The sequence below is a fragment of the Loigolactobacillus jiayinensis genome (genome assembly GCF_003946445.1).
Classification (GTDB): domain Bacteria; phylum Bacillota; class Bacilli; order Lactobacillales; family Lactobacillaceae; genus Loigolactobacillus; species Loigolactobacillus jiayinensis.
Window position 1 is genome coordinate 1 of the sequence record NZ_RHOF01000085.1, and the last position, 10,052, is coordinate 10,052.

Here is a 10,052-nt window from a genome sequence, read left to right on the forward strand (position 1 = left end):
GCCCTTTCGTCTGTGTGCTTTATCGGTACTGGCTAACTTACTATTGCAATTTGCGGGTATATATTATGTCGCTGAGATACCTGATAAACCTAAAGATTTATTTCATTTTGATGTTGGAGAAATAGCTTCAAACTTTGACTGTTCAGCTATGTTAACTGATATTAATTGGATGCCAGTCGGAAAAGAAGATGCTGTTCCAGGTTCTGTATCGACGTATACACACAATAGGAGAGCAATTACAAAAGTTGATAATCATGAGACACCCTTAGAAACTTCCCAATATACTGCAACAAGTTATTATTCAGCAATACTCCTAAACAAGACTGATCTTTTGCCTCCTAAAATGATTCATACAAGAAGTTCTCTATTTAATTTAATTGGTTATGCAGCTGCTGAAGATTTAGTTGCTTTATGGTTATATGATCAATTTAATTATGTGGTGATACCTTCAACCAACAAAATTGGTACACAGAGATACGAATTTGTATTAGTTGATGCCTCAAAAAAACAAGGTACCTATAAAAACAGAAGAATTTATATTCAAGTAAAAAATGGAACTACTTCTCTTAAATCTAATGATTATACATCATTGCTCTCTAATAAGAATGAAGAATTATGGCTTGTAACAACTGCGGGAAGTATTGATAGTGATAAAAGCAAAAAAATTGTACAATACTATCTTGATGATTCCCGAAATTTGATAGAGAAAAATTATAGTATAAATAAATTACTTGATTTTGCATTTGATCCACACAATACAAACATTCTCCCAGCCTCCATCTCACAGTTTGTTAAGTACTTTAAACAATAAAACAGTAGTGGCAGATTGCAAATTTAATATAACAGCAGTTCTTTGTTCGTCATCGAAAGAAAATCCAATGTACAATAATTTAGTGGCACTTTTAACTTTCTTAGAAGCTGTCCAAGATCTATGATTTTTGATATACTTCTATGTAAAAAGCGAGTTTAAGCTATGAAAAATTATCCCAGCAATATTACTCGGCAACAATTTGAATTAATTCGACCAGCTTTAGAAAATTTTCGTAAGCGAACTAAGCCTCGAAAATATGACCTCTACGAGGTCTTCTGTGCGGTCCTATATGTCTTGAAAACCGGTTGCCAATGGCGTCAAGTCCCCGGTGATTTCCCAGAATGGCGGTCAGTTTACAACTATTACAAAATTTGGTCAACTAAAGCTGAGCCTACGGCTGATTCTTTATTGGAACAAGTTTTAAAAAAATTGTCATTGCTCGGCGAACTTACCAAGGACGTTCAGCTTTAACTTCCTTTATTATCGTTGACGCTCAGAGCGTCAAAAACACCGCTACTGCTGAAAACAAAGGTTACGACGCTGGTAAGAAAATCTCGGGGATTAAGCGCCATCTGGCAGTTGATATCAATGGCTTTCCGCAGGCCATTCACATGACGCGAGCGAACGTCTCTGATCGAGACGGGGCCAGTGCAATGATCGCTTTACATGCCATGCATTTACGCCAGGTTCAAAATGTCTTAGTTGATGGTGGTTATTCAGGCGTTAATTTTCAGCTCGATGTAGCCAGTAATTTAAACGCAACCGTGCAGGTTGCGAAGCGCAATGAGTTGCATCGATTCGAAGTCATGCCCCAACGTTGGGTAGTCGAACGATCTTTTAGTTGGCTAGAGAATTGTCGGCGACTTTGGAAAAATTGTGAGCGTCAATTAACCACCAGTCTGCAAATGGTCGTTTTAGCGTTTTTAGCACTATTACTTAAGAGATTTTAGACAGCTTCTTAGCGGTATGACACCCCTTCTCTTTGAAAAATAACTACTAGATTTCATCGAGATATTGCCTAGTTTAATTAAGCACTAAATTATATAATATTGGTTATAATGGAGGATTAGTTATTTGATACAGCTTGTAAAAGAAAAATTTGACGTTACTCGTTTGCGATTTGTTTTACTCGGCCTGCTTGTGGGTTTAATGAGTGGCACCGTTGTTAGCTTATTTCGCTATTGTATTGAGATAGGGCTGCACTATAGTCGATTGGTATATAGATACTTACGAATCGCGCCATTTGTTTGGTGGGAATGGGCATTGTTGATTGGCATCAACCTTGGTTTAGCTTTAATTGTGGCTCGACTTCTCAAGAGAGAACCTTATATCTCTGGTTCCGGAATTCCGCAAGTTGAAGGTCAATTGGCTGGCGAATTGGAAATGCACTGGTGGTCAATTCTTTGGCGAAAATTTATCGGTGGTATTCTGGCATTGGGACCTGGATTATTTCTCGGACGAGAAGGACCGTCGATTCAATTAGGTGCGTCAGTTGGTCAAGGTTTCGCTGCTGGGTTTAAGTTATCAGGAACTGATCGCCGACTGCTAATTGCATCAGGCGCCGCTGCTGGATTAGCAGCGGCGTTTAATGCTCCCATTGCTGGAACTCTATTTGTCTTAGAAGAGATTTACCATAATTTTTCACCGCTGGTTTGGTTAACAGCATTAGCCGGAGCAATTGGTTCAAATTTTATCTCGCTGAATGTTTTCGGACTTGTTCCCGTGTTACATTTAAATTATTCACGTAGTTTACCAGTATCAAATTATTGGCACTTAATTTTACTCGGCATTGTTTTGGGATTGTTTGGTTACTTATATCAACGGGTCTTGTTAGTTATGCCTCGGTGGTATCATCAACTGACACATTTGCCACGCCCAATACAAGGTATCGTACCATTTCTGCTGGTAATCTTAGTTGGTTACTTTTCGCCAAATTTACTCGGTGGTGGTAATGGATTAATTGTTGGATTTGGCCAGTATGTTCCACCTTTGTTTGTACTAATTGCAATTTTTATTATACGATTCGTCTTTTCAATGATTTCATATGGTTCCGGATTACCTGGCGGTATTTTTTTGCCGATTCTTTCTTTAGGTGCTGTGATTGGTGCGGTTTATGGCGTCTTAATGAATCAATTAGGATTATTATCGCATGTCTATATCATGAACCTAATCATTTTTTCCATGGCCGGTTACTTTGCTGGAATTGGAAAAGCTCCCTTCACAGCTATCTTGCTGGTAACAGAAATGGTTGGCAATTTAACACATTTAATGCCATTAGCAGTCATATCGTTAACTGCTTACCTTGTTGTTGATTTATTAGGCGGTGCACCAATCTATGAAGCATTGTTTAAGCAGATGACAATGCCTAAAACTGTTCAGCAACTTCATCGACCTGATCATTTGGAAATACCGGTTTTCTTTGGCAGTCCCTTAAACGGCAAAATGGTCCGAGACATGCCATGGCCTAAAGAAGCACTGCTCATTGGAATCCGGCGTGGTGAACAAGAAGTGATTCCACATGGTGACACCTTGATTCATGAAGGTGATACGTTAGTACTGTTAACTGATACAACCCAACGAACCCGAGTTAAACAACGGATTGATGCATTATTAGCAACTTTAGAAAAAAAACACCGAGACTAAGTTAATAGGCAAATTGGTCTATCATAATAATAAATATTAGATTAAGTGGGTCCGTTGCCAGACATAAACATATTGGGAAACTATATACAAATACGGCGAAGTACGAAAAACGCTGAAAAAGAATTAGTTGAACCTATTTTTGAAAAATACAAAGATAAATAATAAGCTGAAAATGCCTTGCTACCCAATTTTTCATAGTCATGCTATAACGAAAAAGAAAAAGGAAGTCCCACGTGAACAGGACTTCCCGTGTAGAGCCGTTAAAGACGGTGGCAGATATTAAAACAACACTAGTTCGCCCCATAACCGGTCAAAGTTATGTGGGGCGGCTTTTTCATTTGTGGTGTTTGTCGATATAGCTGAGTAGCGCGATTAAAAACGTGCCAAACAGCAACATCAACGAGAGTGTCTGAAAGACGCTCATTGACTGTGAAGCCTTCCTGAAGATTATTCCATGTTCCCATGAGCCTCACCTCGCAAGGGAAAAGACAATCATTGCCATTAAAGCTTCTTGCTTAATCTATTATACAGGGAAATGGGGATAGAATAGTTTCTATGCATAATCAGCTTTCTTTAATCTTCGAGCCATAAATAGCCAAGCTATTAACGAAAACAACAGGACTATAAATACCGTGATGTAACTCGTGTTTCCGTGATAAGTTAAAGATTCGATCCAAAAAAAATTAAGACAACTAGGATATTCACGAGAAACCTTGTTTCCAGATGAAAAAACATTTGATGGTAAATACAGGGAAACGATAAATTCAATTAATAATTCGCACTAAGCTTAAAGGCCACTAGGGTATACCCTATTGGTCTTTTTTATTTCTGTGCTATACTAGGAATTACAAGTGTTCATTAGAACTGTCCAAAAGGAGAATTGGAAATGGCTAAAATCGGTTATGCGCGTGTGAGTTCCAAGGAGCAACATTTAGATCGACAGTTAGCGGCTTTAAAAGACGTTGATAAATTATTTACGGATAAATTAAGTGGGGCCAACACTAATCGGCCAGAACTGCAAAAAATGCTGGCCTATATTCGTGAGGGTGATATTGTAATGGTCACTGAATTAGATCGCTTAGGCAGAAACAACCATGATTTGACTAAGATCATGAACTCCATTCAAAATAAGGGTGCCACCCTAGATGTGTTAAATTTGCCGTCCATGACAGGGATTGCTGACCCCAATTTACGTCAACTGATGACCAACTTGATTATTGAACTCTATAAGTATCAGGCCGAAAGTGAACGTAAGCGAATCATTGAGCGCCAGCAACAAGGGATTGCCTTAGCTAAGCAGCAGGGTAAATATCATGGGCGCAAACCCCAATATGCCAAAGATGATCCCCGTTTGCAACATGCTTTTAAGCTTTATCGAGCTGGTATGAGTGACATTGATGTGTCCCGAAATACAGGTATTAAACGGACGACCTTTATTCGATACCGTGTGAAATACGGTATTAAAAGAAAATAGGGCCCCCCTTTTGGTTAGCACATGTTAACTGAAAGGGTCCCTATTTTCTTTACTTAATAAGTCTAATTAAATTAGTGGCCTTGGTCGAAGAAGGCATCAACTATTTTAATCAACTAGATCGTTCACCAGCAAGAAACGACCTCACCCCAGCGGAATACTGGAATGAGGCCGTTTAAGCAAAGCAAAACTTATATTATTTCAAATGACAACTTGACAGGGACTAGTACAACTCAGGGGGCTTTACTTTAATATTTCCTGTAGATATTAGCCTTTTTTTAATTTTAATTATGCCTAGAAGCCTATGTTAGAAGTCATAGTCGCCGCTACTCATAGCTTCAGCATTACCCATTAGATAGCCAGCACCAACTTGTGAAAAGAAATCATGATTGGCCGTTTCGGTTGAAATTCCGTTCATTACGATTGGGTTGATATCTTTAATCTCAGCATTAGGGAAGCGGGATTCAAAGCCCATATTTTGGAGCGCCTTGTTGGCGTTGTAGTGAACGAATTGTTTAACGTCTTCCGCTAACCCAATCGGCGCGTAAACTTCTTCGGTGAACGCAAACTCGTTCTCAAGGAGATCGTCGAGCAACTCATCCATCCACTTTTTGAATGTTTTTTGTTCAGTCGCCGATAGCTCGTTATATCCCAATTGAAATTTGTAGCCGAGGTAGGTACCATGAACAGATTCATCGCGGATCACCAGTTTGATAACTTCAGAAAGATTTGCCAGCTTATTGTTACCACGGTACCAAAGTGGGGTAAAAAAGTTGGTGTAGTACAAAATTCCTTCAAGAAAGACGCTTGCAACTTTCTTTTCAAGGTTGTTTCCCGTTTGATAAATATCATTGATCCGTTTGGCTTTGTATTGCATTCTGGGATTATTGTTCATCCATTTGAATACTTCGTCAACAGTGGCTTGATCGTTCAAAGATGTCAAAATAGTGCCGTAGCTTTTGGCATGAATTGACTCCATCATCAAAAAGTCATTGAGGACTGCTGCTTCTTTTCGTGTCCGAACGTCGGGCCGCATCACGTCGACTCCTTCTTCAGATTGGAGTGTATCCAGCAAGGCTAATCCACCCACAACCCGATTGATAACCGATTTTTCGGTGCCAGAGAGTGTCCGCCAGTCCCGTAAATCATTAGAAACAGGTACTCGCGTATCCAGCCAGTATTGTGCCGTTGCTTTATCCCATACATATTCGTCAAGTTCGTCTTCGATGATGTCCCAATTAATTGTTTTATAGCTCATTAGTTGAATACTCCTTAAAAGTCGTAGTCGTCATCGGTCATTTTTTCAGTGTCCGATTCATTGTTTGCAGCCGTTACCTGTTGCAAAAATTGATTTTGGTCAATCATCAGTTCTTTGAGTTGCGCCACTAGTGAAGACGGTTGAACTTCGTAGACAGCGTTAAAGCCAAGTGACATTAATGCATGATTGGCACCATAGGAGGCCAGATTGATGGCTTCGGTGGCATCGTCAAGGTTAGCTTCTAAGAAGTCTTTTTCAGTTTGCATGAGTTGATCAAACTGTGTATTAATCCAATACTGCAGTTCGGTTTGATCACTTACAGTGAGTTCTTCAAATCTGAGGCGAAATTTGTAACCAATATAAGCACTAAAAAGGGCGCTACCGCGGAGAATATTAGCCAACATTTGGTAAGTATTGACGAGAGCCTGTGTTTGAAGTATTGTCCAGTATTTACCAAACGAGAGCCCAGTTTCAGTCAGAATAAAAAGGGCTTTTTTCTGTAAGGCCATATCGCTAGTGCTCATTTGGGCTAGTTGGTCAATTTCAGCTTGCAGATTGGCATTATCATCTGCCCAAGTAAAACTTTCACCGCCGTTACCCGGAATCAGAGCCCGGAAAATGGTCGTACAGCTTTTGGCATGGACTGATTTCATAAAGGTAATGGTGTTTAATACGGATTCTTCTTGTTGAGTTCGCCGATCGTGGCGAATAGCAGGGGTGCCAACTTCTGATTGGTAGACGGCTAACATTGATGTACCTGCCAACATACGAGTAATGGCCTGTTGTTGAGTATCTGATAGCTGTTGCCAAGCCGTTTGATCATTCGTGATGGGAATCCGAATGTCCAACCAAAAGTTAGTGGTGAGTCGTTCCCACATGTATTTATCGAAATTATCTTTAATATCATCCCAGTTAATTGCTTTGTAGTATAAATAGTCCATCGTTATTTGTTCGTCTCCTTAATTAGGATTCATGGGTATATGGGTCTTGTGACCCAATAACGTATGCCGGTGTGTTAAACGGACGGTAAGACCCCAAGTGAATTTCCTAGATCATGCATGATTCACATTCATTTGCCGTTTTAATTTCATCGTCTTCTGTAAACGTTCGAATGTAATAAAGTGACTTAATGCCCTTTGTCCAGGCGTAATTCCGTAACCGGTTAAGGTCTCGGGTTGTCATCTTTAAATTGTTATTGTCCTTCCACTCGTAAAGGTCAGGTTTCAAAACTGAACGCATAAATAGTGTCAGACTCATGCCTTGATCAATGTGCTTTTGAGCTACGGCATAGGTGTCAATAATTTTTCGTTGATCAATATCATATGCGGGTGTGTAGTAAGGCAAAGTTTCGTTAGACAGGTAAGGTGCTGGATAGAAGATTGAGCCTACCTTATTTTCCTGACGTTGTTCTACTAATTGTGTGATTGGATGAAGTGATGCACTTGTTTCATTGACGTACGAAATTGACCCGTTCGGTGCCACAGCGAGTCTATTACGATGATAAAGGCCGCCAGTAATCACATCTTGCTTGAGTGCCTTCCAATCTGTAACAGATGGTAATTTAATATTTTTGAAGATTTTTGCAACTTTGGTACTCTTGAATTCAAAGTCTGCGTTCAAGTATTGATCGAAGTAACTGCCATCAGCGTACTTTGATTGGTCAAATTTAGCGAAGGTTTCGTGGCGTTCACGGGCAATTCGATTGCTCGTAACGAGTGAATAGTAGTTTAAAGCTAGGAAGTAGGCATCAGTAAATTCAAGGGCCTCTGGTGAGCCATACTCAATTTGGTGGCGTGCAAGGGCAGTATGCAGACCCATAGCCCCTAATCCAATCGTGTGGTAAAGTTCGTTACCATGTTTAACAGTCGGTACTTCCTTAACGTCGGTTGTGTCAGTTACGAGGGTGAGCGCACGAACAGCAACCTCAACTGAGTGACCGAAGTCCGGCGAGTCAATCATATTCATGATATTAGTTGATCCGAGATTACATGAAATATCGGTGCCAATTGTCTTGTACGATAGGTCATCATCAAGTTTTGACGGTTCTTGAGGCTGTAAGATCTCACTACAAAGGTTACTCATAATAATTTTGCCATCGACAGGGTTAGTTTGGTTGGCCGTATCAATGTTCAAGATGTAAGGATAACCAGATTCTTGTTGGAGTTGAGAAATCTTTTGTTCTAGTTTCCGCGCGTTAAAAACTGACTTCTTAATATTGGGGTTAGCGACCATGTTGTTATATTCTTTGGTGATATCGATGTAAGCAAATGGCGTACGATATTCACGTTCGACATCATAGGGGCTAAAAAGATACATTGGTTCGTTAGTCTTGAGTAATTCATAATATTTATCAGGAACAATCAAACCGAGGGACAAGGTCTTCACCCGAATTTTTTCGTCCGCATTTTCCTTTTTGGTATCCAGAAAATGTAAGATGTCAGGATGGAAGACGTTGAGATAAACCACTCCGGCGCCGTTCCGTTGCCCAAGTTGGTTACTGTAGCTAAATGAGTCTTCAAGTAACTTCATCACTGGTACAACGCCAGACGAGGCGTTGGAAATCTGCTTAATAGGATCACCTGAGGCGCGCAAGTTTGACAGGTTAACGCCGACGCCCCCACCGATTCGAGATAGTTGAAGGGCAGAATTAACGCCGCGTCCAATTGAGAGCATGGAGTCGGCCACATCGATTAAAAAACATGATACCATTTCACCGCGCCGTTTTTTACCCGCGTTGAGAAACGTGGGGGTGGCAGGCTGATAACGTTGTGAAATCAATTCATCGGCAACGTCATTGGCAAGTTGTTCATCACCATTAGCGAGATAGAGGGCATTGAAGACGACGCGATCGACAAAGTCTTCCAAAAATTGCTGGCCATCATTAGTTTTCATGGCATATTGTGTGTAGAACTTGTAGGCACCGAGAAAGCTGCGAAAACGAAAGTGATGGTCTCTCATTTGGTCGAACAAGGACTGCACAAACTTGTGAGAGTATTGTTCCAGGATACTTGGATCGATATAATCTTCGTCAACCAAGTAATTTAACTTGGCATTTAACGAATCAAATTGCTTGGTCTTCGGTTTAACTGTCTCTTCGAAATAAGCCTTTAGGGCTTCTTGATCATAATGTAGCGGAATTTCTCCGTTGCTTGGGATATTTACGAGGTTATTTAAGTAAAAATAGGTATTTTCCATTTCTGGGGTGCTAGTTACCATTAGGGATTACTCCTTCGTTGTTTGAAAACAAAATTGATTGCGATAGGTTAAGATGGCATCGGCAATGCGAGGAATGTCGTGTGCGGTGCCACGTAGCTCAAAATCGGTAATGTAAGGAAAATCGAAGCGTTTAGCATATTGTTTAGCCGTGAGTGCAAACTGCTTATTAAAATTACGATTACCGCTACCGATAATACCGTAGCAATGCTGGTAATTGCCTTCGTACGCGAGGTAATCTCCCAAAATAGTGGTTAATATTTCAGTATAACCGTCATTAACCCCATTACCACCTTTAAGAAAGGCTGGTAGGAAGGTAACAAACGGCTGGTCAAGAGTGGTGAATTCAGGGTGTTCTTTAACATTAATTGAACTAACCCGAACATGACGTTCTTTCTCAAAGTATGTTGTCAGTCTGCTAATAAAATATTTCGTGTTGCCACTCAAACTGATGTAGAGAATATTTATGGTTTCCGTAACTAATCATCGTCCTTTTTCTATATATAGTGGTTAGGCGATCATTATAGCACTATATATGGTGTCTATGCAAATTGGTGGACGATCTGATTGATCTACAAATTGTGTTGAATATAAAGATTCAAGAGCGTAAAATATCTTGTGTAAATGCATAAAAGATTTCTGAATTGTATAGAAAT

General features: G+C 40.1%; 9 protein-coding genes. 4 read left to right on the plus strand and 5 right to left on the minus strand.

The window, feature by feature from the left end; genetic code table 11:
• The 3 genes from EKM80_RS14940 to EKM80_RS13910 form a co-directional block, all read left to right on the plus strand.
• A partial coding sequence (locus EKM80_RS14940) for a hypothetical protein (protein ID WP_225418897.1) occupies positions 1-811 on the plus strand: 811 nt, incomplete at its 5' end.
• Between the two features lie 162 nt (positions 812-973).
• Positions 974-1,761, plus strand: a protein-coding gene (locus EKM80_RS13905) for an IS5 family transposase (RefSeq protein WP_080487858.1) whose coding sequence is annotated in 2 segments (ribosomal slippage) — positions 974-1,232 and positions 1,232-1,761 — 789 coding nt in all. Because the reading frame shifts where the segments join, the coding sequence is not laid out codon by codon here.
• 124 nt (positions 1,762-1,885) lie between these two features.
• A complete protein-coding gene (locus EKM80_RS13910) occupies positions 1,886-3,454 on the plus strand; it encodes a ClC family H(+)/Cl(-) exchange transporter (RefSeq protein WP_125554213.1) in 1,569 nt (522 codons plus the stop codon).
• Between the two features lie 334 nt (positions 3,455-3,788).
• Here EKM80_RS13910 and EKM80_RS13915 read toward each other — a convergent pair whose 3' ends face one another.
• Positions 3,789-3,878 (minus strand): putative holin-like toxin, encoded by a 90-nt coding sequence (locus EKM80_RS13915; RefSeq protein ID WP_021353390.1) that lies wholly within the window; start codon positions 3,876-3,878, stop codon positions 3,789-3,791.
• Between the two features lie 462 nt (positions 3,879-4,340).
• Here EKM80_RS13915 and EKM80_RS13925 point away from each other — a divergent pair, with 462 nt between their 5' ends.
• Complete coding sequence (locus EKM80_RS13925) at positions 4,341-4,928, plus strand: recombinase family protein (protein ID WP_003596518.1); 588 nt, start codon at positions 4,341-4,343, stop codon at positions 4,926-4,928.
• Positions 4,929-5,232: 304 nt separating this feature from the next.
• Here EKM80_RS13925 and nrdF read toward each other — a convergent pair whose 3' ends face one another.
• From nrdF to nrdI, 4 genes are all read right to left on the minus strand, one after another.
• Positions 5,233-6,183 carry a class 1b ribonucleoside-diphosphate reductase subunit beta gene (gene nrdF / locus EKM80_RS13930; protein WP_020923860.1) on the minus strand — a complete coding sequence of 317 codons (951 nt, stop codon included), beginning with the start codon at positions 6,181-6,183 and terminating at the stop codon, positions 5,233-5,235.
• 14 nt (positions 6,184-6,197) lie between these two features.
• On the minus strand, positions 6,198-7,124 hold the full coding sequence (locus tag EKM80_RS13935) for a ribonucleotide-diphosphate reductase subunit beta (RefSeq protein ID WP_010623241.1): 927 nt from the start codon (positions 7,122-7,124) through the stop codon (positions 6,198-6,200).
• 106 nt (positions 7,125-7,230) lie between these two features.
• Positions 7,231-9,378, minus strand: a complete 2,148-nt coding sequence (gene nrdE / locus EKM80_RS13940; protein ID WP_047021681.1) for a class 1b ribonucleoside-diphosphate reductase subunit alpha — start codon at positions 9,376-9,378, stop codon at positions 7,231-7,233.
• Positions 9,379-9,405: 27 nt separating this feature from the next.
• Complete coding sequence (gene nrdI / locus EKM80_RS13945; protein ID WP_072533468.1) at positions 9,406-9,864, minus strand: class Ib ribonucleoside-diphosphate reductase assembly flavoprotein NrdI; 459 nt, start codon at positions 9,862-9,864, stop codon at positions 9,406-9,408.
• Between the last annotated feature and the right edge of the window lie 188 nt (positions 9,865-10,052).

Excerpts from the sequence above, each read along its gene's own strand:
- EKM80_RS13935 (WP_010623241.1), bottom strand. The coding sequence starts at position 7,124 with ATGGACTATTTATACTACAAAGCAATTAACTGGGATGATATTAAAGAT.
- EKM80_RS13925 (WP_003596518.1), top strand. The coding sequence starts at position 4,341 with ATGGCTAAAATCGGTTATGCGCGTGTGAGTTCCAAGGAGCAACATTTA.
- nrdE (WP_047021681.1), bottom strand. The coding sequence starts at position 9,378 with ATGGAAAATACCTATTTTTACTTAAATAACCTCGTAAATATCCCAAGC.
- EKM80_RS13915 (WP_021353390.1), bottom strand. The coding sequence starts at position 3,878 with ATGAGCGTCTTTCAGACACTCTCGTTGATGTTGCTGTTTGGCACGTTT.
- nrdF (WP_020923860.1), bottom strand. The coding sequence starts at position 6,183 with ATGAGCTATAAAACAATTAATTGGGACATCATCGAAGACGAACTTGAC.